General features: G+C 38.7%; 19 protein-coding genes. 7 read left to right on the forward strand and 12 right to left on the reverse strand.

The annotated features are described in order from the left end of the window. Position 1 precedes the first annotated feature (1 nt). Genes HNP77_RS11130 through HNP77_RS11145 form a run of 4 tightly spaced genes read left to right on the forward strand, consistent with a single transcriptional unit; the run spans position 2 to position 6693 of the window. On the forward strand, positions 2-1522 hold the full coding sequence (locus tag HNP77_RS11130) for a DUF3375 family protein (RefSeq protein WP_184653376.1): 1521 nt from the start codon (positions 2-4) through the stop codon (positions 1520-1522). Further along, the gene (locus HNP77_RS11135; RefSeq protein WP_184653377.1) at positions 1515-2117 is read left to right on the forward strand and encodes a DUF4194 domain-containing protein; all 603 of its coding nucleotides are present in this window, start codon (positions 1515-1517) and stop codon (positions 2115-2117) included. The genes HNP77_RS11130 and HNP77_RS11135 overlap by 8 nt, the downstream gene beginning before the upstream one ends. Then, positions 2110-5502 (forward strand): ATP-binding protein, encoded by a 3393-nt coding sequence (locus HNP77_RS11140; RefSeq protein WP_184653379.1) that lies wholly within the window; start codon positions 2110-2112, stop codon positions 5500-5502. The genes HNP77_RS11135 and HNP77_RS11140 overlap by 8 nt, the downstream gene beginning before the upstream one ends. Further along, on the forward strand, positions 5503-6693 hold the full coding sequence (locus HNP77_RS11145; protein WP_184653381.1) for a Wadjet anti-phage system protein JetD domain-containing protein: 1191 nt from the start codon (positions 5503-5505) through the stop codon (positions 6691-6693). Positions 6694-6830: 137 nt separating this feature from the next. Here the strand turns inward: HNP77_RS11145 and HNP77_RS11150 are convergent, their stop codons facing one another. The 8 genes from HNP77_RS11150 to HNP77_RS11180 all read right to left on the reverse strand — a co-directional run bounded on the left by HNP77_RS11150 (position 6831) and on the right by HNP77_RS11180 (position 11394). Further along, positions 6831-8120 carry an ATP-binding protein gene (locus HNP77_RS11150; RefSeq protein WP_184653383.1) on the reverse strand — a complete coding sequence of 430 codons (1290 nt, stop codon included), beginning with the start codon at positions 8118-8120 and terminating at the stop codon, positions 6831-6833. A gap of 114 nt (positions 8121-8234) precedes the next feature. Next, on the reverse strand, positions 8235-8513 hold the full coding sequence (locus HNP77_RS11155) for an ArsC/Spx/MgsR family protein (protein ID WP_184653594.1): 279 nt from the start codon (positions 8511-8513) through the stop codon (positions 8235-8237). 27 nt (positions 8514-8540) lie between these two features. After that, positions 8541-8840: a hypothetical protein gene (locus HNP77_RS11160; RefSeq protein ID WP_184653385.1), complete on the reverse strand. Its 300-nt coding sequence runs from the start codon at positions 8838-8840 to the stop codon at positions 8541-8543. Further along, on the reverse strand, positions 8830-9012 hold the full coding sequence (locus HNP77_RS12540) for a type I restriction enzyme HsdR N-terminal domain-containing protein (protein WP_184653595.1): 183 nt from the start codon (positions 9010-9012) through the stop codon (positions 8830-8832). Before HNP77_RS12540 ends, HNP77_RS11160 begins: the two co-directional genes overlap by 11 nt. Positions 9013-9088: 76 nt before the next feature. Then, positions 9089-9313, reverse strand: a complete 225-nt coding sequence (locus tag HNP77_RS12405) for a hypothetical protein (RefSeq protein ID WP_246428933.1) — start codon at positions 9311-9313, stop codon at positions 9089-9091. Continuing rightward, positions 9285-9704: a KilA-N domain-containing protein gene (locus HNP77_RS11170; RefSeq protein ID WP_246428934.1), complete on the reverse strand. Its 420-nt coding sequence runs from the start codon at positions 9702-9704 to the stop codon at positions 9285-9287. The genes HNP77_RS12405 and HNP77_RS11170 overlap by 29 nt, the downstream gene beginning before the upstream one ends. Before the next feature lie 54 nt (positions 9705-9758). Beyond that, positions 9759-9995 (reverse strand): helix-turn-helix domain-containing protein, encoded by a 237-nt coding sequence (locus HNP77_RS11175; RefSeq protein WP_184653387.1) that lies wholly within the window; start codon positions 9993-9995, stop codon positions 9759-9761. A gap of 181 nt (positions 9996-10176) precedes the next feature. Then, on the reverse strand, positions 10177-11394 hold the full coding sequence (locus HNP77_RS11180) for a chitobiase/beta-hexosaminidase C-terminal domain-containing protein (protein ID WP_184653389.1): 1218 nt from the start codon (positions 11392-11394) through the stop codon (positions 10177-10179). 406 nt (positions 11395-11800) lie between these two features. On the opposite strand from HNP77_RS11180, the gene HNP77_RS11185 reads away from it, so the two are divergent. Beyond that, a complete protein-coding gene (locus tag HNP77_RS11185) occupies positions 11801-12625 on the forward strand; it encodes a DNA/RNA nuclease SfsA (protein WP_184653391.1) in 825 nt (274 codons plus the stop codon). A 55-nt stretch (positions 12626-12680) separates the two neighbouring features. On the opposite strand, the gene HNP77_RS11190 is transcribed toward HNP77_RS11185, so the two are convergent. Beyond that, positions 12681-13616, reverse strand: a complete 936-nt coding sequence (locus HNP77_RS11190; RefSeq protein WP_184653393.1) for a hypothetical protein — start codon at positions 13614-13616, stop codon at positions 12681-12683. A 180-nt stretch (positions 13617-13796) separates the two neighbouring features. Between HNP77_RS11190 and HNP77_RS11195 the strand changes: the two genes are divergently transcribed. Next, positions 13797-14801, forward strand: coding sequence for a helix-turn-helix transcriptional regulator (locus HNP77_RS11195; RefSeq protein ID WP_184653395.1), 1005 nt, complete (start codon positions 13797-13799; stop codon positions 14799-14801). 533 nt (positions 14802-15334) lie between these two features. On the opposite strand, the gene HNP77_RS11200 is transcribed toward HNP77_RS11195, so the two are convergent. From HNP77_RS11200 to HNP77_RS11210, 3 genes are all read right to left on the reverse strand, one after another. Continuing rightward, positions 15335-16714, reverse strand: coding sequence for an MATE family efflux transporter (locus HNP77_RS11200; protein WP_184653397.1), 1380 nt, complete (start codon positions 16712-16714; stop codon positions 15335-15337). Between the two features lie 105 nt (positions 16715-16819). After that, the gene (locus HNP77_RS11205) at positions 16820-18316 is read right to left on the reverse strand and encodes an SH3 domain-containing protein (protein WP_184653400.1); all 1497 of its coding nucleotides are present in this window, start codon (positions 18314-18316) and stop codon (positions 16820-16822) included. A 171-nt stretch (positions 18317-18487) separates the two neighbouring features. Continuing rightward, entirely contained in the window at positions 18488-18697 is a 210-nt protein-coding gene (locus HNP77_RS11210) for a hypothetical protein (RefSeq protein ID WP_184653402.1), read from the reverse strand. 488 nt (positions 18698-19185) lie between these two features. Here HNP77_RS11210 and HNP77_RS11215 point away from each other — a divergent pair, with 488 nt between their 5' ends. Further along, positions 19186-23814, forward strand: coding sequence for a leucine-rich repeat protein (locus HNP77_RS11215; protein ID WP_184653404.1), 4629 nt, complete (start codon positions 19186-19188; stop codon positions 23812-23814). Positions 23815-23868 lie beyond the last annotated feature (54 nt).

Raw genomic sequence — 23868 nt, forward strand, 5'->3', positions numbered from 1 at the left:
AATGATAAGGACAGATAGCAATTATTTTGAAAATCTTATAAAAAATGACCCTGGCTACTCGCTCCTAAAATCAAATTCTGCAGGCCTTGTTATTTCTTTCTTTTATCAGGAGTTCATTGTTTTCAGCAAGTTGTCTGTACTGGCAGCAGATTTTGAAATTCATCTCGGCACCTTCCTAAAAGACCACAAAGAAGAACTTAATGATTTTGATGCAGAAAATTTAGATGAATCTGATGAGTCTTCTTTAGAACAAAAAGACAGAAAACAGAAAATCCGAGCATATGTTGAAAAATGGTGTAAGAAAGGCTATCTTATGCGCTACCACAACAACGAGCGTGAGGCGGTTCTTGAGCTGACTCCGAGCATTTTAAAGCTTTTCAACTGGCTTGATGACTTAAAACCAAAAAAATTCATCGGCACGGAATCCCAGTTCAAATCAATTTTAGACCAGCTGCACGATTTGTATCAGCACATTACGGAAGACACGGCGACACGGCTAAAAGCATTACGGCAGGAAAAAGCAAATATTGAAAAAGAAATTAAACGCTTGGAAGAAGGTGGTAAAGTCGAATCCTATTCTCCCGTACAGATTTTTGAAATGGTTGACTTATGTCTCAGAAACGGAAAAGATTTACTGAACGATTTCCGCCAAGTCGAGGATAATTTCAGACAGGCAGGTGCAGAGATTTACAAAAAGCAGAGTGAACTTAACTATTCAAAGGGTGACATTCTGGGCTTTGCGCTTGATACTGATGAAAAATTGCGTGAATCTCCGCAAGGTCAGTCTTTTGATGCTTTCTGGAAATTTATTGCAGAAGACAATGACAACGAAATTAATTCAATCGCGAACGCAATTATAGAAAAAATTTCTGCAACATCAGAAATAAATCAGCTTGATACTTTAGACACCGATTTTCTCTTAAACTTCAAGAAAAATCTCTTTGAAGCAGGAAGCAAAATCATAGATACAAAACATGGAATCACAGACAGATTGAGTCGTGTCCTTCAACAGAATCAGAACGGAAACTATCAGAAACTTAATTCGCTTATTACTGACATAAAAAAAATCGCTTCGGAAAAATTTAAAGCCGATGATTACACAAACCAGCGCGACTTTATGAAGTTTGATACAAGAGCAATACTTACACGTTCTTTTGTGCCAGTTCATCCGAACATGCAGAAAGAATTCAGTGAGATGGAAAAGTTTGATTCATCTGACATCGACATTTCTGATTATAACGATTTACTCACTCAATTTTTTATTGACCGAAAGCAGCTGATTCAGAATATATCTGCATACCGAAAAAAGCATGTTTCGCAATTTACATTGGGAGACTTACTTTCCGAATACCCCATCACAAAAGGAATGGCAGAAATTGCAGTCTATTATGATTTGTTAAATTCTGAAAAGGATTTGACAATTGATGAAGGTTCAAGGGAAATGATTCGGTATGAAAATAAGGGAAATATAATAAAGGTGACTGTGCCAAAACTAATTTTCAAAGGAGGCCACAATGGCTGATTCAAATTTAAAACCTTGGTCACAAGTCTGCATAAAACTGCTGCAAGGGCCGCTTTTCAGGCAAAATGTAAACGACAAGCTGTGGGAAAAACTTGAAATGTATGAAAGCGATATTCAGGCCTTCTTTGCAATTCTTGGCGTAAGCGTTGCAATTGACAAGGCGGATGGTTTTGCATTTTTGCAACAGAATGACTTGAATGAGGAAGATGACAATGTTTCAAGATTAATACGACAGATTTCACTTACCGAAGAGCAGTCCTTTCTCTGCATTTTGCTTCGTGACGAACTGAACAAGTTTGATAATCCTAATAATTCTCAAAACAAATCATCTGTCCTGATTCTGCGAGAGAGTGAACTTTACGAACAGTTCGCCATGTTCTACACATCAAAAACAGACCAGATTACGGCACGAAATAATTTCAAGAAAAATTTGAACCGTCTGTGTGAACTAGGGCTTTTAAAAGAACAGAATCCAGACGACATGGAAAAAGAAAGTGAATACGAGGTGCGTCGTTATGTCCGTGCAAAAATAGACTCAAAGTTTTGTGAGGAATTTATGAGAAAGCTCAAAGAGAGAGAGACTGACAATGAATAACGAATTTATTTTTGATGAGTCCGAGCAGGCTGGATTCCGCCTTAACACGCTTCAGCTGTATAACTGGGGCATTCTCCAGAATGACAAGATTTTCACTTTTGATTTTGACGACAAATCAACACTTCTGACAGGACGAAACGGAAGCGGAAAAACAACGATTGTTGATGCAATAATCACCCTGCTTGTTCCAAAACGCTACCGACTCTATAATCAGTCTTCATCAGGGAACACTAAGGACAAGGAACGAGATGAAGAAAGTTATGTTCTCGGAGCTTACGGAACATCTTCTGATGAATCTTCACATTCCGGAAAAACTAAATTTCTGCGTGACAAAAACTGCATTTCAATAATCAACGGCATTTTCTGCAATGAAGTCACAAAGCAGAATATCTCTTTGATGCAAGTCAGATATTTTTCAAGCAGTGAGCTTGTGGCCTATGAATGTGTAACAGAAAGCAAACTTTTAATAGAAGATATAAATTCAATTTTACAAAAAGAGAATGCCAAGTTAGACCGTGACAAAAAATGGCGGCAAATTCTGAAAAACAAATGCGGTACGGATTTTTGGGATTCTGACGGATTTTCAAAATATGCAGCCCGATTCAAGAATCTTTTTGGTCTTCGGGAAGACAGCGAAAACAAAGCATTAAAATTGTTCGCCCAAATTGTCGGTATGAAAGAGCTGGGGAACCTCAATGAATTTATCCGTCAAAAAATGATTGAAGGAATTGATGTCGATGGGGAATTTGAGAATCTGCAAAGCAACTATGAAAAGCTCATTCAGTGTGAAAATGAAATCGCCAAGACAAAATGTCAGCTTGAACTTTTAAAGCCCGTTGTTGACACAGGCAAAGAAATTGAGGAGTCAGAACAGAAGAAAGAAAAGCTGACTAATGATCAGGACACTCTTCCTGCATGGTATTCAAAAACTGCGATTGAAATTCTTACCGAAGAAATTAATGACAAAAAGCAGGAGAAAGAAAATCTTGAAAGCCAGAACAAAGATATAAAATCACAGATTGAAAGACTTTCCAACGACATTGAAGTTCTGTCAAACAACTCTGGAATTCAGATTGTCAGGGAAAAAGAGAGGCAGATACAAGGAAAAGAGAAGGAAAAACAAGACATTCAGAACGACAGGAATATCTTTGAGAGAAATGCAAATGTACTGGGATTGCAAGTCCCTCATTCTGATGAAGAGTTTTCAAAATTTATAAAAGATACTGAATCTTGTAAAAAGAAATTTCAAGATGAAGAAAATGAGCTTGACGAGTTAAAATATTCAGTCCGCAAAAGATATGATGACTTAAAAGAAAACCTTGACGCTTGTTCAGAAGAACTGCGCTCTCTTGGGACACGCAGCTCAAATATTCCTCTAAAAAATATAGACATCCGCCGTCAGATTGCAGAAGACACAGGACTTTCTGAAAAGGCAATTCCATTTGTAGGCGAACTTGTACAAGTCAAAGAAGAAGAAAAATACTGGAACTATGCGATTGAGCGACTCCTGCATAATCTTGCGCTTACAATTCTTATTACCGAACAAAACTATCAGAAGGTGACGGAATATGTAAAAAGCCATAACCTGAACGGAAGAGTCGTCTATCTGCGTACAGATTTGCAACTTGGCGATTTTATTCCCGAATCAAGTAAAGATACAGTTTTGGGCAAAATTGAAATAAAACAGGGGCATGAACTTTCATCTTGGCTTTGCCGCCACATTTACGAAAAATGGAATTATATCTGCTCAGATGATTTTCCTGTTATAGCAAAGAACGACAAAGTCATATCTTCCACAGGACTTGTTAAGAACGGAATAAAACACGAAAAAGATGATTCTATAAAGGAACGAACAAACGCGATAAATGTACTCGGCTGGAACAACCTTGACAAGCGAAAATCTCTTTCATCGCAGATTGAGGAGATTCGAGAGGAACTTACTGAAATTAAAGCACAGGAAAATGAAATAAAAGAAAAGCTTGAAAATCTTGACATCAAAAACGACTGCGTAAAGAAGCTCCTTGAATTCAAATCATATTCAGAAATCGACACGGACTCAATCACAATAGAAATTCAGAAATTAATTGAAGAAAAGAACCGTCTGGCAAAAGAAAACAATGTTGAGGATATTGAGCGACAGATAGACGAAAAGAAATATGAAAGACAGCAACTGACAGCACAGAACGAGACAATTCTTACACAAATCGGTGCAATTAAAAATGAGGTTGAAGGAAAAGAAAAGTCACTGTCGCAAAATAAGTCTGCATGGCAAATATTTTTGCAGGATACAGATGAAACTGTTATCAAAAACACGATTCAGAGTTTCATTGCCGAATATACAATAAAATCTGTAGGTGATATTACAAAACTTGAAGCAGAAAGAACAAGAATCCATAGCAGAATCGAAAATGAATTAAAAAACGAAAACAAATCCTATGCTGCATATATCAAAAATTTGGGTGATTATATGCGGAATGTTCGTAGTCCAAAAGAAGAGTATAAAAGGAAATTCGGTGACTGGACAATTCAGTTTGCGGATTTGCTTGAAGGACGGGAATATCTTACAGACTGGAATAATTGCTATGAACGGCTGGTAAAGGACGAGCTTCCAAAATATCAAACGAAATTCAAGGAATACTTACATCAGAATCTGAATGCCGACATTATACGCTTCAAAAATTTTATAGATAATGGAAATCAGGAAATTAAAAAAGCAATTGCCACGCTTAATGATAATCTTAAGAAAATTCCTTACGGCGACAATCCTAAGACATTCCTCCAGCTTAAAATAGCAGACAACCGAGACCAAAAGATTATGGAATTCAACAGAATGCTAAAAAATGCAATTCCTAATGCCGCCGGCTACGAAAGTGACGATGAGGAAGAAAAAGAATTCCGCCGCATTAAGGACTTTATTGATTTTGTCCGTGAAAATGAGCGCAACCGAAAATTTATCCTTGACTTGAGAAACTGGCACAGTTTTGCAGCAACAGAACTGAAATATGAAGATGAAACAGAAACTCATTATTACAGCGACAGCAACAGCCTGAGTGGTGGTGAAAAAGCGAAACTCACCTACACGATTCTTGCCTCTGCAATTGCATATCAGTTTGGTATAAACGAAAGTACAAGCCGTTCACTTCGTTTTGTTATTGTTGATGAGGTTTTCAGCAAAAGCGACAGTATAAACGCCCAGTATGCAATGCAGCTTTTCAAGCAGCTAGATTTACAAGTTATGATAGTAACTCCACTTGATAAATTGAATATTGCCGAAGAGTATATTTCTTCCGTTCATCAGGTACAAAAAACAGGGGATGCCTCACGCGTGCTTTCATTGACTATGGAGCGTTTTAGAGAACTAAGAGCAGAATTGGAGAGCAAGTAAATGATTAGCCCTGAAGAAATCAAAATCAAAGCTAAAAACAAATACAAGGACTTTCTTCGTTACAAAGTTGATTTGTCAGTAACTTTTCCTGTAGAAGATTTTTTTCCGTTGATTATAAAAGCCGACAAAGGAAAAGTAAATGATGACCTACTTACACGTCAAAAAGAGCTGCAACTTCTAATAAGCAAAAGCAAAAATAAAACTAGCTCCGGATATAAACTTGATTTAGAAACTGTAAATTCTCGAAAAAATGGAGAACAGACAGAAGTTTCTAGAATTTATTTTGAAAATGAAAGTGATTATCTATCATTTATAAATGAAAAGAAGTCTTACAAACTGTTTTACACCGCCATTTCTCAAATAAAAAACAGCAACTTACTCTCAAATGAGAAATTTGTTAAATGGGCAAAATCGCATCTGACTGATTTATGCGCAGAACCTGAAAGCAATCCTTTTTGGACAGATGTTTGCCTTTGTGCCGATTGGCTAAACAAGAATTGCGATTCACATCTCTATATCAGAGAAATTCCTTTACCTGTTCATACAAAATTCATTGAACAAAATAAAAAAATAATAAAAAGCCTTACAGAAAAAGCGGAGTCAGGATTTGAATTCGAAGCAACATTCGGACTAAAAACGAAACCAGATTTTGTCAGATTCAGAAGCCTTTCTGATAACATCATTTTACCTTTCTCGGAAAGCAGGTTAAATGAATGTCAGATTCTATTAGATGATTTTTCAAAATTAGATGAATCTTTTTTGCATAAGATAAAGAATATTTTCATCGTTGAAAATGAAATGGTATACCTCACATTTCCACAATACAAAGATTCAATCTGCATTTGGGGACAAGGCTACAAGGTGAATATTCTGAACGGAATTGAATGGTTTAAATCAAAAGGACTATATTATTTCGGAGATTTGGACGAGCACGGCTTTGACATCCTTTCTACTTACAGGCGATATTATCTTCAGATTCAATCTTTCTGCATGGATAAAAATGTTCTTGAAGAATACGAACAGTTTTTGGTTGAGGGAAAAATCCTTGAAAGTAGGCGGATTCCAGAAAATTTGACTGAAGCGGAAAATGAATGTTTTATGATTCTCAGGGATGCGGCAGATGAAAAAAACAGACTGGAACAGGAACGGGTGAGCGTAGAATATATAAGGGAACAGTTGTCTTTATTGTAACAACCTTTCTGCTCTCACGTCGTAAGTGATTTTTTAAATCAACCATTTCTTTAATTCGCCGTTCTGTCTATATATTTAAAATCTGACTTTTATTAACCTTTATTTACGCTTCATTCTTTCATATCATCCACAAAACCTCACAGCAAACACACCGCATACAGGGGTATGTTCACCATCCAGTCCTGCTGCTTATACGGAAGAAGGGAAAAACGAACTGAGAGTTCCGGCTTGTATTTTTCGTAAAAGGCTTTGAGGCTTTGGGAACGGACATTTGTTTCGGCCTTTACTTCGATGGGTACGACCTTGTTCTCTTTTTGAATGAGGAAATCCTGCTCGAAGGTAGCTTTTTCGCTTCCGTAATAATAGGCGGTATAAGGTGTCGAAGCGACAAGTTCCTGCAGAACATACTGCTCAGTTAGCGCACCTTTAAATTCCACAAAGAGAGAGTTTCCTTCGATAATTGATTTTGCATCCAGTTCCGACATAGCGCACAAAAGCCCCACGTCAAGCACAAAAAGTTTATAGGCTGAAAAATCCTTGTATGCCGAAAGGGGAACATGGGGTTCATTCACGCGGCTCACTTTATGTACGAAACCGGAATCCAAAAGCCACTGAATGGCAACTTCAAATTCACTGCTCCGTGCGCCTTTTTTCATCTTGCCGAAAAAGAATTTTCTGTTTTCCTTGGCAAGCTGCATTGGAATTGAATCCCACACCATGTTTATTCTGGAAAGCTCATTGGCTCCGGCATGTTTTCCAAAATCACCCTTGTATTGGACGAGAATGTTTTTTTGAATTTGACGAACCTCGTTATAGTCTCCGTGAAGGGCAAAGTTTTTGACGACCTCCGGCATTCCGCCAACATAATAATAATTCTTCAGGTGGTAAATGTATTTTTCAACAAAGCCGTCTATCAGCGAAAAATCTTTTGACAAAAGGGCATCCGAAAGCGCTTTCTCGTTTACCGCGCAAAGATATTCCCTAAAGCTCAGGGGATAAAGATTCAGCAAATCAACCTTTCCTACCGGATATGAAACTCCCTGATGAAGGGCGACTCCCAAATGGGAACCTGCCGCCATGATATGATAATCCCCCGCCTCTTCGCAAAAATATTTAAGGGATTCAAAGGCCTTGGAAGCGTTCTGGATTTCATCAAAAATAATGAGGGTGTTTTCCTTTTCTATCGCAAAACCGACCTCGATGCTCAGGTAGGAAATGAGCCGATTAATGTCGTAGTCCGATTCAAAAAGATTTTTCATGGCACTGTTATTGTAAAATGAAACATAGGCGACATTTTTATAAAAGAGTCTTCCAAACTCCCGCATGAGCCAGGTCTTTCCCACCTGACGTGCTCCCATAAGGACAAGTGGCTTTCTGTCTGAGTTTTCCTTCCATTTTTTCAGTTCTTCAAGGGCAAAACGTTCCATATTTCCGATAATAACACTTTTTCCGGTCTAAAACTAAAGGATTACTACATTTTTTCGGGTCTAAAACGGGGTAAATGTCACATTTTTTCTGACCATTTGTACCAGCAAAAGCCATCACGGATTTTTGAGGAGCACCGCTTTCCATGCCCCTTCTTTGAATCCAGTGCACACCGCATTTTCGGTCACCAGAAGGGGGCGCTTAACCAACATGCCATCGCTGGCTAAAAGCTTAAACTGTTCGTCCTCGCTCATAGCAGAGAGTTTTGCAGAAAGTTCCATCTCCCGGTAGAACATGCCGCTAGTGTTGAAAAACTTTTTAAGCGGCAGGCCGGATTTTTTATGAAGGGCGCGGGGGGTGGCTTCGTCCTCTTTATCTGTCTGTAAAATTTCAATTCTGAATACAAATCATTCGCAACAAGTTCATGCATTATGTATTATATATTCGCTTAAATTCATTTTACTATCTCCCAATAGCCTGGCTTCACAAATTGCCCTGAAAGTCAATTCAAGATTACTAGGCAATTTGCCTAGTAAAGTTTCGTTTACTGGGTCATTTACCTCATTATTTGCCATTACAAGCTCGGTCAGCCTAAGTATAGTTGTAGTTCGCTCTGGTGAAATCTTTTGAGAGTATTCTGGCTCCATTCCAAACTCTTTGTTCCACACGGAAAAAACGCCTGGAATACCACTGCCAGCCCGCTCGCCGATATCAATCAGCATTTCCATCTCCACGAGCTTCGCCACTTGCTTTTTTAGAAATCGTAACAGAAACTTCCTGTGCCATTTGTTCTAAGGAATAACCATATTCATTTACAAGTTTGCAAACCCACGCTTGTCTAACCTTTTCTTCTGGCTTTGAAACATGCCATGCATCTTTTAAAGGACAATATATTTTTCCGTTTTCTTCTTATAATGTTAATTCTGCCATAATTATTGTTTTTCTCCCCCAACCGCATTCATATCCATAATCATTTCAACAATCTCCTGTCATCAACATTCTCAAGAACCTTCATCTGCTGGATGGCAATTTTATTCAATTTTTCCAGGCGCTCGCTTTGTGGAAGTCCGTCGTTAATGAATACTGCATTCAAGTTTTCCATATTGCTAAGGCAAATCAACTGATTGATTGTGGCGTAGTCGCGAATATTACCCTTTAAATCAGGATTAGCTTCTCTCCACTGTTTCGCGGTCATTCCGAACCTTTACAAGCAGAAGCTGAAATCTTGGACTTATCCACATTCCAAAATGATAAGCAATATCCCTATGTGCGTAAGTTCCACCGTAGCGTCCTGCTTTTGATACAATTCCTATGGCATTCGTGCGTTCAATCCATGTCTTAACAGAAAGAACAAAGTTATTGCTTCCCGCAGCATTTTTAATTGCACCGAATTCGGTACAATTAAAATCAGGATTATAGAGCATTTTCCATTCACCAAGATATTCTATTGTACTTTTTAGACTCAGCCAACGAAAAATAATATGTTCCTGCAACTGACTGCGCGCCATATCTGTTAAAGAAATAAAATCATCTTCATTTTGACGAATAACCGTTATTTCTGCATTTTCTACATTTATTTTTGCCATCTTCTGCACCCTTCCAAACTATTCTATCGCACTACAGTGTCAACGAATGACACTTCATCTATTTTCTGCGGAAGATGTTTCATTCATCACACAAATATCGCCAACGTCGCAGTCCAAAGCCTTACAAACTTTTTGAATGCTTTCCATAGAGACAAACTCGCCTTTATTCAGTTTTGCCAATACATTTGAGGAAATCCCGGCTACAGTTATCAAGTCCGTTTTCTTCATGTCCTTATCAATCAATAACTTCCACAGCTTTTTATAATCTACGTTCGCATTACCTTTTGCCATAGATATTAAACTAATTTTCCCGCAGGAATATTCTACAGAAAAGTGATTTTTCAAATATGAAGAAAAATATCGTTTTATTTGTCTACTCTTACAAAGCTATAATTTTTTTCCCGTTATAATTTCCGGCGTAGCCGGAAATTATAAAATTGTTAAATAGTTAAATCCGTGCCGCTACGCGCCACTAGTTAAAAGCCCTAACACTACAAACATAATAGCGACCGTCGCTCTTGTCCTCCTCCCCCACATTGCCATTGTCAAAATTCAGTTTCCGCGCCATAAAAGAGCCTGAAGGGTGCTGACAACAAGACCAGTATACGCTTGTGCCAAACTGGCTTCCGCCTGCTTTTGAAAGGCTTGCATCTACTGCAGTTTTGTTCTGATAGATTGTGTACAGTTCTGCCACAGTTGGTAAATACCAGCCTGTTGCAAGGTCTCCTGTAAGACCGTTTGTTTCAGCATAAGTTAAACTATAATTCCATACAGGGTAATTCTCAGGATTATTCTCTGCATCAGAACAGGCTGCTTTTAGTTTTTCCCAGCCGTCACTTCCATCTATGTAGCCGCTTGTTTTATCTCCCTGCAAAGCAGTTATGTCTGTTTCGTAACCTGCGGCACTATATGTGCACCATACAAGACCGCTTCTGTTATGAACTATTCCTACGCCAAGGGCAGGTTTGTCATCTGTTGCGGCACGAACAATTACAGCGGCAACATTTGATTTTTGTGTTTCAGTTAAAGTTATATCCTTCGGCAGCATTGTTCCGTCCTTTAATACAAAGTCTCCTGGAACACAAGTAGCTTTAGTCGGAATAATCAAATATGAAGCACTTGCAACAGCACTGTCGTACATTCCGTCCTTTACAGCAATTGCCTTAACTGTTACGACTTCCGTTACACTGATTGCTGCTGTATATTCTGTGCTTGCCGCTGTTGGTTCAGTTCCGTCTGTTGTGTAATAAATCTTTGCTCCTTCTGTTGCACAAATAATTGTTACTTTTGTTCCGCTGTCTACTGCACCTGAAGCAACACTGAATGCTGGGGTTGCTACTGTTCCTTTTATTGTATAACTAACACTTGCAACAGCACTGTCGTTCATTCCGTCCTTTACGGCAATTGCCTTAACTGTTACGGTTTCCGTTACACTAATTGCTGCTGTATATTCTGTGCTTGATGCTGTTGGCTCAGTTCCGTCTGTTGTGTAATAAATCTTTGCTCCTTCTGTTGCACAAGTGATTGTTACTTTTGTTCCGCTGTCTACTACACCTGAAGCAACACTGAATGCTGGGGTTGCTACTGTTTCCTTAACAGGATCATCATTGCCATTAGAACAACTGAACATTCCCAATGCAAGAACTGCAGCAACCGCAACTCCTGCGATTTTTTTCAAAATACTTTTCATCGTGTTCTCCTTTAAAATAATTTTTATCGCTTTGTCACCTCAATCGCAGTGGGGAAAAAGATTTCTCCATTCCGCTTCACTTCAGTCGAAATGACAAGTTTAAAATCAGGGGCTGTCTGATAAGTAATATCATTGCAGTGCTTCCGCAAATGACACTTTTTTAAACTATTCAGACATCACCGTCTTCTTAAAACACAGCCTAAAATATAATGCAATGTTTTATTTTTTCAACTTTCATCACACTAAATCACAACTTAAATATGGAAGAAAAGCTTAATAGAGAAACGGACATTTTTATCACCAGATATTTTCCGTCGCAAAAATCATTAAACAAATTCCAGATTCATGCTATAATCAAAATACTGAACACTTTCTTACTCCTTCCTTCCATGCTATAATCCCCAGTATGCGCTACCCAAAAATCCGCAAAGCAATCTTTCTCGATCGACCCAACCGCTTTATCGCCCATGTTCTGCTGGACGAAAAAACCGAAACCGTGCACGTAAAGAACACCGGACGATGCAAAGAACTTCTTGTGCCAGACGCCACAGTCTATCTTGAAGAAAGTGACAATCCCGCGCGGAAGACAAAATACGATTTGATTGCGGTGGAAAAAATCGTGACGGAAGAAAGCTCGCTCCCAGCTAAAAATACTCATGCCATGCAAAATGCCTCCGCTTCACAACCCCACCCTGCACAGCCACAGCACACAATCCTCATCAACATGGACAGTCAGGCTCCAAACAAAGTTGCAGCAGAATGGATTCGCGAGAATAAAACATATTTTCCAAAGCTCAAGATCTTAAAGCCGGAATACACCCTGGGAGATTCCCGCTTTGATTTTTACGCCGAATATGACGACGACGATGGATTGCGTCACAAAAGTCTTATCGAAGTAAAGGGCTGCACTTTAGAAAAAGACGGCGTCGCACTCTTTCCTGATGCACCTACCCTTCGCGGATTAAAACATGTAAGAGAACTGACTGAACTTTCAAAAAAACATGAATACGAATGTATGATATTAATTATTGTACAAATGACAGGCTGTAAGTATTTTACACCAAACCGGGAAACACACGGAGACTTTGCAGACGCACTTAAAGAAGCTGAAACCCATGGTGTAAAAATCCTTGCAGTAGAATGTGAAGTCTCTCCGGAATCACTTACAGCAAAAAAAGAAATTAATGTCTGCTTATCTGCTATATCAAAATACTCCAGCCATACTTCATAAACAGCCTGAGCATATCACACTGCTTATCACCGGTATCTTGATATGGTGTAAAGAGTTAAATTACCATCTGCACAACAATCTGACGATAATTCAAACTAACAAGTCTTGCAGAATATGACATCATCTTTGGCTTTGCTTCGCGGATAATCTTTGCTGCAAGAGCACGGATATGTCCGGCTTTTTCAAGACCCGGATTACCAAAAAGTTTTGCTTCAACATTCTCAATACACACAATAATTGCATTCTTATCTGCCTGATTGTATGGTTCAGCCTGTGCAGACACCTTAAGAGCTTCGTAGAATGAATGTTTTGCAGCTCGAATCTTTTCTGCATTACCAAGTAAATTATCTGCATTCAGATTATCCGTAAGCTTTGTTAATGATTCCGGTACAATATCATCATCCCAATGATAGAAGTTTGTTCCTACGAGAGGAAGAGTAAGAGTTACCGAATTCTTCTTGAAATAGCGCATAAAAGCCTGTTCCAAAGATTCACGTGAAGAATCAAATTCAAGCTTCTTTTTTGCGCTTTCAAAAATCAAAGGAATTTCATCTGCATCAAGATTATTCATCTTTCCATAACAGATAGAGAAAAGAATCTCCACGCACAAAGGTTCCATGATGTACTGAGTAAGCTGAGCAAACTTTTCGAATACTTCCCGACGGCGTAAAAATAATTCACCAGCAAGAAGAGAATCTTTTGCCTCAACTGCTGCAATAAGCGGTCCAATATGTACCAGATAATCAAAAGTATCTTTGTCAGATACATCAACATCAGATGCAACATAAATAATCGGATTACAATTCAAAGCACTCTGAACAAATATATACCAGGCTGGAGAAAAATAAGTGCTTGAAACAATTTCCTGATATCCTTCCACATCAGGTAGAGAATCATTCTCCCACTTGCCAACAAAATCGAGCTGTCCTGTTTTGCTCTTTGAAAATTCAAACCAATCGTTTGCTGTTTTAATCAAAATCTGTGTTTTCATAAGCACCTCACTATTATTCAGGGAGGTGCTTAAACGGACATGTCAAGGTTCTAAGCGAAGCGTGCCTTGACGTGGACGTATAGGTACCTCCTTATCTTCATTTCAATTATAAATCAAGGGGTGTCGCAAATAATGATGCACCCTCAAAAAAAGTGTGATATAATTAAAAAGAGGTTTTATATGGCTCAGAAGAAAAAAGTGGTTACAGAACGCAATGCTACACATATGCTTCGCTATTTATTTCAGATTGAACAGTCGATACGAAATGGTGAATATCCCAATGCAAACAAACTAAACGAAAAACTAAGAACTGATTTCAGTCGTAGTACTTTTGGACGTTATATTGATATCCTTAAAACTGAATATGATGCACCTATTGAATTTGATTTTCGAAAAAACGGATATTACTACACTGATTCAACATTTTCTCTAAATCAGGTAATGCTGAAGGAAGGAGAACTTCTTACACTTTCAACAATTCTACCGCTTATGGAGCAGTATAAGAATACCCCCATGGAAAAATCCTTCCGTGATTTGATGAATAAGCTGATTCAAATGCTTCCTGATTCTATTACTGTTGATTCAGCTCTCATTAATAATGAAGTTCATTTTATTTCTGATCCAATTACAACTTTTGAAGACGGTGTTTTTGAGAACGTTCTGAAGGCAACAAAGCTTCATCAAACTTTGAATATGGAATATAAGACCGCCAGAGATTCAAATTATCAAAGCAGATTGTTTGATCCTTATCATATTATCTGCCAGAAAGGAAGCTGGTACTTACTGGGTTACTCACACCACTCCCAGGCAATCAGGCTTTACGCAATGCCCCGAATGCGAAACTGTATCATTACAAAAGACAAGTTTTCTATTCCAAAAGATTTCAAATTGGAAGACCATATTGATGTTCAGATGGGTGCCTGGGGAAACAGTGGCGAACAATTTAAAGTTGAAATTGAATTTGTAAAAAGCTTAAAGACTTATGTAATGGAACGAACCTGGCATAAAGACCAGGTTATTCGCGAAAATCCAGACGGAACAGTATATCTTTCCTTTGAAACAAACCAGCTCAACCAGACTGCTTCATGGATTATGTCATTCACAGGTGGTGCAAAAGCATTGAATCCACCAGAGTTAAGGGAACAGATTAAGGAGGCTGCTCAGAGAATTCTGGGTGAACTATAAATAATTACTCAAACTCCTCTGTAAGATATATCAGCTATATAAGGGCTAAAATACAACACAAATCATCTTCCCGAACGGGAAAATATTTTCGCATATCAGGTCTTTTTTTATTGATTTTCCCGTTCGGGAAAGTTATATCACCTTCCGTTTTCGGAAGATCGGCCAATTTAAATATTAACGTGATTAGCTGACTTTGTGTCAGAGTCTTTTTGATCGGAATCATCCTTACCTGCTTTATAAAGTCTTCCGCCATCATGCTCCAGTCCCTGGGGAAAAGCGGCAAATCCACCCTGCTCGCCCTGCTCCGGGATGTAATCGTCTTTGTGCCTTCCTCAATTATTCTGGCAATGACCAGTCACAACATCGTCACCATGCTCTGGGCTTCTTTAATCAGCGACGTAATATCATTCGTTTTTGCAGTAATTTTTATAAAAGGCAGAAAGTAAGAAAATCATTGGACAGTTCGCCTGAATGGTCATAATGTCCGTGAGCTGCATCACAGCCGCTATCACCGATTTCATTTTCAACAAGATTTATGATTCGCATTCTTTATACATTCTAAAAACTGATTTGTCTTTTTCACTTGGATTCTTCTCCAAGAGCAAAAATACAATTCCGCACAAAATAATCTGCACGAAAGTTGATGACGGAGTTGCAAGACCGATTCTAAAAAGTGTTGGATTCAGCGTACGGCTCATTAAATACGAAACCGGAATTCGTACGCCGAACGCACCAATGATTCCCTGAATCATAACAAAGGAAGTTTTTCCGCAGCCGTTAAAATATCCGATAAAGCAGAAAAGAAAAGAAACAAAAAGAGTGTCGATGGCATAAGCTTTAAGATATGAATGAGCAGCAGCAACTACTTTTCCGTCTTTTGAAAAAATTGCAGCCAGAAGATTTCCGTGGAAGAAAGCAAAATATCCCATAAAAAGACCGCAGGCCAGAGAGGCCGCAATGGAATACAGCAAGGCTTTTTTTGCACGGTCATATTTTTCTGCTCCGACATTCTGAGCAACAAAAGCACTCAAAGACTGAGAAAATGCAGAAGGAACAAGCATGATGAATCCGCAGACCCGTTCTGCAACTCCTACTCCAGCCGAAGCAATAAGACCAAGCCCGTTAATGATTGCCGCAATCACAAGAAACGAAACCGTAACAAGTCCGTCCTGAAGTGAAATTGGCGCACCTGTTTTACAGACTAAGGCCACAAGATTTCCCTGCCAGCGGATATTCTTTTTTGAAAGAGCAAAAGGAAGGCCTCTTTTTTTTGCAGCAGTCAGACAGAAAAAAACACTGAGAGCCTGAGCAATCACAGTTGCCAGGGCAGCCCCGCTTGCAGCCATATGAAAAACCGCAACAAAAAGAAGATCTCCAAAAATATTAATGATGCAGGCAACAAGTACCGTCAGAAGCGGAGTTTTAGAATCTCCCATTCCCCTGAAAACACCGCCCATCATATTGTAAGCTGTTATAAAAACCGTTCCTGCCGAACAGATGTGAACATACCTGCAGGTTTTATCAAAGGCTTCTTCTGGAGTCTGCATAAGAAGTGCAAACGGCTCTGTAAGAAAAATCATCAGGACAGTAACAACAATTGCAAGCAGGGCAAAAAAGATTACACTCGTTCCCACAATATCTGCGGCCTTTTCTTTTTTCCCGGCACCCAAAGCCTGTCCCATCTGAATGGTTGTACCCATAGCAAGCCCAACGATTATAAAAGTTATGGTCTGCATCATCATGGTTCCGGTTGCTACAGCAGAAACATCAGCAGCATTTCCAAACTGCCCTACAATCAGCAGATCAACCGCACCATAAAAGGACTGTAAGAACAAAGCCCCGAGAACTGGAAGCGCAAAACGTAAAAGCCGTGGAGCAATTTTCCCGGATGTAAACAAAGTTGTCTCAGACATGAATCCTCCAAAAACAAAAGACTGAATAAAATTCCGGCATTTTCTCCCCTGCACCCTGCCGATTAAAGAAGAGGATACAAATGGTAAGTTAGTTTTGACTGCCTTTTACTGCCAGTACTGATTCAGATATTTTTCAAAGATGTATCCCTTTTTCTTTCCATCTGAATATTCAATCTGAATCCAGTGGCCTTTGTAGTTGTCAATGTCATAAAAGTATGGATCAATTGCAATGACTTTTACTTTTTCCCCGTTATTAAGCCTGTCAATTTTTTTTCCGGAAAGACCTGCTGAATCCCGGATGTTTACATTTGAATCAATGAGGCAGGTTTCCTTCTCATATCCGTTATAAGGAATTAAAGTTTTTACTCCTGCAGATATAAGAACTTTCTTCATTTCTTCACTCTTTGCAAAAGAAAGAAGGTTACATGTATGGTTATAACTACCTCCTCCGTCTGATTCTTTTGAACCCATGCAGATAATTTTGTTAACATCCTTTACATATGGAAGAACTGTCTTTACCATTTCCACATCATCCAGGTCCACGGCTTTACGTACAGGAGATGCGTGTGAAAACTGACCGTTGAAAGAAGCAAAATCTGCAAGTTCATTTTTCCATTCAAGAACTTTCCTTACGCTTTTTGAATCTTTCTGTTCAATAAGATACTGCAGGGGATTATCTGATCCGCCGTATGACGGATAAAAAATTCCATAAGCTGCATCAATGGCTTTAAAGGCATTCAATATAAAGTCAGGATTTTTTGTTTCTGCAATTATCGTAATTACATCTTTCTGAAGTTCTTCATTGAAATCTGAAGGAGAAAGCTGATGGTCCAGCATTTTGCCTAATTCACTTGAATCACATTTTTTTACGGCATTAATGAATTTGTTCCATAAAGTCATATCCTGCTTTGGATTTGATAAATCAGAAATATCAGTTCTCATTACATTTCCTAAACTATTCATGCAGGCAGCCTTACCCGGTGCATAACAGACTACGCTTGGATTCCGTTCTTCCAGAGAGAATAATGAATACCGGTTTTTATAATCGACTCTGTAGCCCATAAAACTGTTTCCATTCTTTTTAACAAGCCAGTAATCATCATAACCAATCCAGAAATATTCGCCGTTATTGTTCAGCTTAAATAACTTTCCGCCGTACGACCATCCGTTATAAGGCTTATTATCTTTGTTTTCCGTCTTACAGAGCTGATTAAAAGTTTCAGTAACTTCTGCAAGACTGCTTTTGCTTTCATCAAAATCCTTAAAGCTGGTTAAAGCTGCGTCACTTTCAATCTTAAACTGTGCAACAGGTAAATATTCATCTGAATATTCCTCATAGAAGCTGATGATGTCTCCGTTAATGTTCACGACTATCCTTGTCCTGTAATAGTCGTATTCCTTTCCGAAAAGCTCATTCAGTAAATAGTCCTTATAACTGATGCTGACGTCATCATGAACCCTGCAGATCCTTATAAAATAATCTGTATGATATTTTTCAGTTGCATCATTATAAGATATTTTTTCATATCTATAGTAAAGATTCTGTGCTGAAGCCACAAAACCTGCAGCAAACAGTAAAGCCAGGACTAAAAACTTTTTCATAAAAACTCCTGTAAGTAATAATAAAATGCTTTTTCAAAAATTACTACTGATACGCCTGAGACTACGAGTATAAGCTCCTTTAATAATCCTGATAATTCTGCCCTAACCCTTCATGCTTATCTATAATTCTCTTGACATTCATAACACTGTTATGTAAATTAACTCTATAAGTTAGTTAACGCTAACTAAGGAGTAATAAATGTCTTCTTCCGTTAATTTAGAAAGTACAAAAGAATCTGCCGGTTCATCAGAATCAACCAGCAGAAAGAAAAAATCACCCCTGGCACAGCTTATAAATTTTGCAGGGAAATACAAAATACTTACCTTTACAGGCCTCTTTCTGTCTGCGGCAGCACAGATCTTCGGAATGGTTCCATTCATCTGTATCTGGCTTTCCAGCAAACGGTTTATTCATTTAAAGCATTTAAAGAAGCATAGGAGAAAACGAAACGGAAGTCCAGGCTGCCCTCTCCAGACTGCTCAAAGGGAAAACTGTACTGGTAATAGCACACCGTCTGAGAACAGTAGCAGCTGCAGATAAAATCGTTGTATTAAAAAACGGAAAAGTATGCGAAGAAGGAAGTCCAAAAGACTTACAAAAAAACAAGAAATCTGTTTTTACAAAAATGCTTAGTCTTCAGACAAAAGAAGAAACCTGGACCGTCTAGAATTTAATAATATACTTTTCGGGAATCATCATAAACTGATGATTTCCGGGAAGTATATTATTTAAATAAACTTTACATATTTATTAAAACTTTCTTGTATTGTTATAACAACGTGTTATAATTATTTTTATGCGCATACCTAGTTTTCTTAATAAAAATACTATAAAAATGTACGAGGGGGGGTATAAAACCTTCCTTTTTTTGGCAGTTCTTTTTTTAGGAACCTTTTCTTTTCTTTCTTGCAGTAGCGAATATACTTCAGAAGAGCCGGATAAATCAAACATTTCGTATACGGTAAACTTTGATGTAAACGGCGGAACCGGGGAATCCTCACAGCTCAAAACTATTACCGTTAAAGCCGGCACAATCATTAATCTTCCTGTAGTAGCAGACGACAATTCCGTCCCTCTCCTTACTCATGATGAAGGAAAAATGTTCGTTGCCTGGAATACAGATTCAAACGGACATGGAACAGGGTATTCAGATGGAACTTCACTTATAGTAACCAAAGATATAACTCTTTACGCCCAGTGGGCAATTCCCCATACCCTGACTTTCAATGCAAATAACGAAAGCGAAACTACCTGCACACTGACAGTTCCTGAGGATATTTCAATAAAACTTCCGGAATCTTCTTTTACAAATCCTGGCAAAGTTCTTGCTGAATGGAATACAGAATCAAACGGCACAGGTACTTCCTATACACCTGAAAGTGCAGCAACCTTTGCAGATGACACAACTCTTTACGCAATATGGAAAACTCCATGCACAATAACTTTCAATACAAACGGCGGAAATCAAATTGGAGATCAGATTGTTGCAGAAGGATACCGGGTACAAAAACCGGCTTCTCCAGAAAAAGACGGATACCGCTTTATGGGATGGTATTCAGATACTTCATTCGGTACAGAATTTGATTTTGAAACCCCTGTACTCTCAGATATGGAACTGTTTGCTTCATGGAAAAAAGTTATAACTATTTTCTATGATCCAAATAGTGGTGACGGAGAAATTCAAATCCAGACACTCCTTGAAGGGGAAGAAGTCACCCTCCTGGAAAATATTTTTACGCGCCCAGACTACGGTTTTGCCTGCTGGAATACTGCAAAGGATGGCTCCGGGGATCGCTATGATGACAAGGCAACTTTTATTCCGGAAGACAACATTACACTTTACGCACAGTGGGGAATGACCTGCACTATTTCTTTCAATAAAGGAAATGATAATGCAGAAGGCGAAATGGAAGAAATAAGTCTTCCTGCAGGTAGTTCAATTCAGCTTCCTGCAAGCACATTCTCCCTTGAAGGCTTTTACTGCTCTGGCTGGAATACAACCCTGGACGGAAGCGGTACTTCATATGCAAACGGTCAGACAATTATTCTTAACGAAACTACAACCCTCTACGCTCAGTGGAAAGAAGGAAGCGGAATCTTCTACTCAATAACAATTCCTTCAGTCGAACACGGCAGTGTAAGCTCAAACATGACCTCTGCAATGGCCGGAAGTTTCATTACCCTCACCCTCACTCCTGATGAAGATTACAAAGCTGGTTCTATCACAATTACCTGCGGAGAAGAAAACGTTCCCCTCACTGAAATTGAAGCCGGTAAAATCTGGCAATTTGCAATGCCTGATGGTGAAATCTCAATTTCAATTGATTTTGCACTAAAAGGCTGGAAAGTCCTGTATGACGAAAACATTATAAACGGATCTTTAAGCACAGACCGTGATTATTACCTTCCAGGTGAAGAGGCTGTAATTACCATTGTACCTGACGAAACTTACGCATATCGGGCAGAATCTCTGAGCGTAAAAAATTCAGATGGAGAAGAAATCGAAATAACGGAAGAAACTGGCGAAAACGGAATTTACTACACCTTTACAATGCCGACAGGAGATGTAACGGCATACGCAGAATTCGACAAGCTTCAGTGCAAGGTAAAATTTGCTTCTTCAATCACCGGCTGTGACGACATGCCTTCAGAAACACACGTAGACATGGGAACTCAGATAATCCTGCCTTCATGCACATATTTCTATTATGGAACTGGTTACACCTTCAGAAACTGGAACTCCGAAAGTGATGGAACAGGAGACACATATACTGCAGAAACAAGTTTGATTGTAAATGACGACATAACTTTCTGGGCACAATGCGATTCAGGTTACATTACTAGTGTTGCAGAACTCAGCACACTGCTTGGAAAGATAAAGGCACACAGCCTTACATCTGCAAAAATCATAATCACAGATGCAAAAACTTCGGACGTAACCGGATCTACGGCATCTTCAATAAGCCCTGTAGGACAGCACCTTGCTTCATATTCTTCAGTCAAAGTTGCACTTACGCTCAACCAGAACGCAAATCTTACTTCAATCGGAAATTACGCATTCTACTATAGAAGTAACCTTACTTCGGTAAGCATGCCATCAAATATTACATCAATCGGAGCTTATGCGTTCTATAATTGCAGTTATCTTACTTCAGCAAATCTTCCTGCTTCAGCAACAAGCATTGGTAATTATGCCTTCTACAATTGTTCATCACTTTCAGGCAGCATTTCAATTCCATCTGGCGTAAAAACTATTGGAAGTTATGCATTCTGTGGCTGTTCTTATATTACGTATGCTTCAGTTCCTTCAGGTGTTACAGCGATAAATGATTACACTTTCAGCGGCTGTTCAAGCATGACGGGCGTTTCTTTGCCGAGTGGAATTACAAGCATCGGAAGCTATGCCTTCTCGAACTGTAAGCTTTCTTCAATTACAATTCCAAATGGCACTAAAAGTATTGGAAGTCATGCATTTGACGGATGTTCATCAGCTTCAACGCTGGAGTTTGATTCTTCTAATACCTTAACAAGTTTAGGAAGCTATGCATTCTTTAACTGTTCAAAGCTTCAGACCGTTACTATTCCTTACACTGTAACAGCTTTAAATGAATATACTTTCAGCGGCTGTTCAAAGCTTACCGGTGTTGACTTTCCTTCAGGCATGACAACTATAGGTACCAGTGCATTCAAGAATTGTACAGCACTGTATAAAATTACGCTTCCTTCTTCGTTGACGGCAATCGGCGGTTCGGCTTTTGAAGGCTGTACTAAGCTGTATAGCGGCAACTCATTTCCTCTTACACTTCCATCTGCATTGAAGACAATAGGTGCTTCGGCTTTTAGAGGATGTAGTGCTAACTTTATGAAAATAACGATTCCAGCTTCGGTAACCAGCATAGGAAGTTCCGCATTCAGTGACTGTTCCGAGCTGACAACAATAAGCTTTGATTCAAGTTCAAAATTAACTGATCTTGGTGGCTATGCTTTTGAAAACTGTATCAAGCTGACCAAAGTATCAGTACCAGACAGCGTTACAAGCATGGGCTCTGCGATTTTCACAGGCTGCAAAGGACTCACGGAAATTTCTCTTCCGTTCCTGGGTACGAGTGAAAGTATGCCGATTTTCTTTGGTTCATTATTTGGAACTCAGTCATATACAGGCGGATCAAAAACTATACAGTATGGGGATATAGAAAATTCCAGTGATTCAAATACGTACTATATCCCAAATGTAAATACAGTTTCTGTCAGCAGGGGAAAGATCAGAAATGGCGCTTTCTCTGAATGTAACAATGTAACCGCAGTAAATTTAGGTAGTGGAGTTACAAGTATTGGAATCGGAGCGTTTTATGGAACTAATGTTTCTAAACTGATTATTCCAGACTCTGTAACTTACATGGGAAATGCTGCTTTTGGACACTGTCAGAGATTAACTTCTATTACATTGCCGTATCTTGATTATAACTTTGGATATTATTTTACAACAAAAGCTCCAACCGGCAGTGATGCAACATGGTATAGATCTATAGTTCAGAACACAAAAACTTATTACATAGATTCTAACCTTTCTACAATAACTATAAACAGTTTTAAAGATAATAAGATTCCTGATTATGCATTCCAGAATATGGGAAATACATACACATTCAACATTACAACAAATAAGGTAACTTATGTTGGAAAAAAAGCTTTTGCAAACGCTTATTCAAAATTTCCTTTACAGACATTCCTGAATAACGGTTATGTTACGACAATAGGCGAATATGCATTTACGGGAAATGAGGTTGTTAATTTAACAATTCCTTCGACTGTTACGGTTATTGGTGAAGGAGCCTTCTCTGCCTGTACAAAACTTGAATCCTATACAAGCCCATTCATAGGAGGAAAGAAATCCCCGGGAGTTTCAAGTTCTTATGACCTTTTGTTTGGTTATGTCTTTGGAACAGATTCTTATACAGGCGGAACGGCAGCAAGCCAGAGATATATTGATAATGGATCCTATAAAACTTATTACATTCCATCTGATCTTGTAAAGGTAAAATATACAGGAACCGGAATGATAAGGTATGGTACCTTTATGAATTGTACAACCTTAGAAAAAGTTCAATTTGATGATGCTACGTCTATTGGCAGCTATGCATTTTATGGATGTTCTTCATTGGGATATGATTCTACTCACCTTATAAGTATTACTGAAACCGTTACAAGTATTGGCGATTGTGCATTTAAGGACTGTACATCGTTGTATAACGTAACAATTGGAGAAAATGTCACAAGAATCGGTAAGGAATGTTTTACAGGCTGTTCAAAACTTGGAAAAGTATATTTTTATGCAGCTAAGCAAAACTGGTATTATACAACCAACTCTGATTATACAGGTGGAAGTAAATCTAAAGTCCTTAGTGGAGAATCTTACAAGCAGGACTGGGATAATTTTGCAAAATGCTTTAGAAGCGATAAAGACTGGCAGAAATATTTGTACTGGAAACAGCCGTAACTTTTTCTTAAAAAAAGAATCATAGCAGGCGTTGCGGGCGGCGCTTGAGCCCGC

It is taken from the genome of Treponema rectale (assembly GCF_014202035.1).
Taxonomy (GTDB): domain Bacteria; phylum Spirochaetota; class Spirochaetia; order Treponematales; family Treponemataceae; genus Treponema_D; species Treponema_D rectale.

What these genes read in the sequence shown, in the direction of transcription:
- HNP77_RS11130 (WP_184653376.1), top strand. Translation starts at nt 2, where the DNA reads ATGATAAGGACAGATAGCAATTATTTTGAAAATCTTATAAAAAATGAC.
- HNP77_RS11135 (WP_184653377.1), top strand. Translation starts at nt 1,515, where the DNA reads ATGGCTGATTCAAATTTAAAACCTTGGTCACAAGTCTGCATAAAACTG.
- HNP77_RS11140 (WP_184653379.1), top strand. Translation starts at nt 2,110, where the DNA reads ATGAATAACGAATTTATTTTTGATGAGTCCGAGCAGGCTGGATTCCGC.
- HNP77_RS11145 (WP_184653381.1), top strand. Translation starts at nt 5,503, where the DNA reads ATGATTAGCCCTGAAGAAATCAAAATCAAAGCTAAAAACAAATACAAG.
- HNP77_RS11150 (WP_184653383.1), bottom strand. Translation starts at nt 8,120, where the DNA reads ATGGAACGTTTTGCCCTTGAAGAACTGAAAAAATGGAAGGAAAACTCA.
- HNP77_RS11160 (WP_184653385.1), bottom strand. Translation starts at nt 8,840, where the DNA reads ATGCTGATTGATATCGGCGAGCGGGCTGGCAGTGGTATTCCAGGCGTT.
- HNP77_RS12405 (WP_246428933.1), bottom strand. Translation starts at nt 9,313, where the DNA reads ATGACCGCGAAACAGTGGAGAGAAGCTAATCCTGATTTAAAGGGTAAT.
- HNP77_RS11170 (WP_246428934.1), bottom strand. Translation starts at nt 9,704, where the DNA reads ATGGCAAAAATAAATGTAGAAAATGCAGAAATAACGGTTATTCGTCAA.
- HNP77_RS11175 (WP_184653387.1), bottom strand. Translation starts at nt 9,995, where the DNA reads ATGGCAAAAGGTAATGCGAACGTAGATTATAAAAAGCTGTGGAAGTTA.
- HNP77_RS11180 (WP_184653389.1), bottom strand. Translation starts at nt 11,394, where the DNA reads ATGAAAAGTATTTTGAAAAAAATCGCAGGAGTTGCGGTTGCTGCAGTT.
- HNP77_RS11185 (WP_184653391.1), top strand. Translation starts at nt 11,801, where the DNA reads ATGCGCTACCCAAAAATCCGCAAAGCAATCTTTCTCGATCGACCCAAC.
- HNP77_RS11190 (WP_184653393.1), bottom strand. Translation starts at nt 13,616, where the DNA reads ATGAAAACACAGATTTTGATTAAAACAGCAAACGATTGGTTTGAATTT.
- HNP77_RS11195 (WP_184653395.1), top strand. Translation starts at nt 13,797, where the DNA reads ATGGCTCAGAAGAAAAAAGTGGTTACAGAACGCAATGCTACACATATG.
- HNP77_RS11200 (WP_184653397.1), bottom strand. Translation starts at nt 16,714, where the DNA reads ATGTCTGAGACAACTTTGTTTACATCCGGGAAAATTGCTCCACGGCTT.
- HNP77_RS11205 (WP_184653400.1), bottom strand. Translation starts at nt 18,316, where the DNA reads ATGAAAAAGTTTTTAGTCCTGGCTTTACTGTTTGCTGCAGGTTTTGTG.
- HNP77_RS11210 (WP_184653402.1), bottom strand. Translation starts at nt 18,697, where the DNA reads ATGAATGGAACCATTCCGAAGATCTGTGCTGCCGCAGACAGAAAGAGG.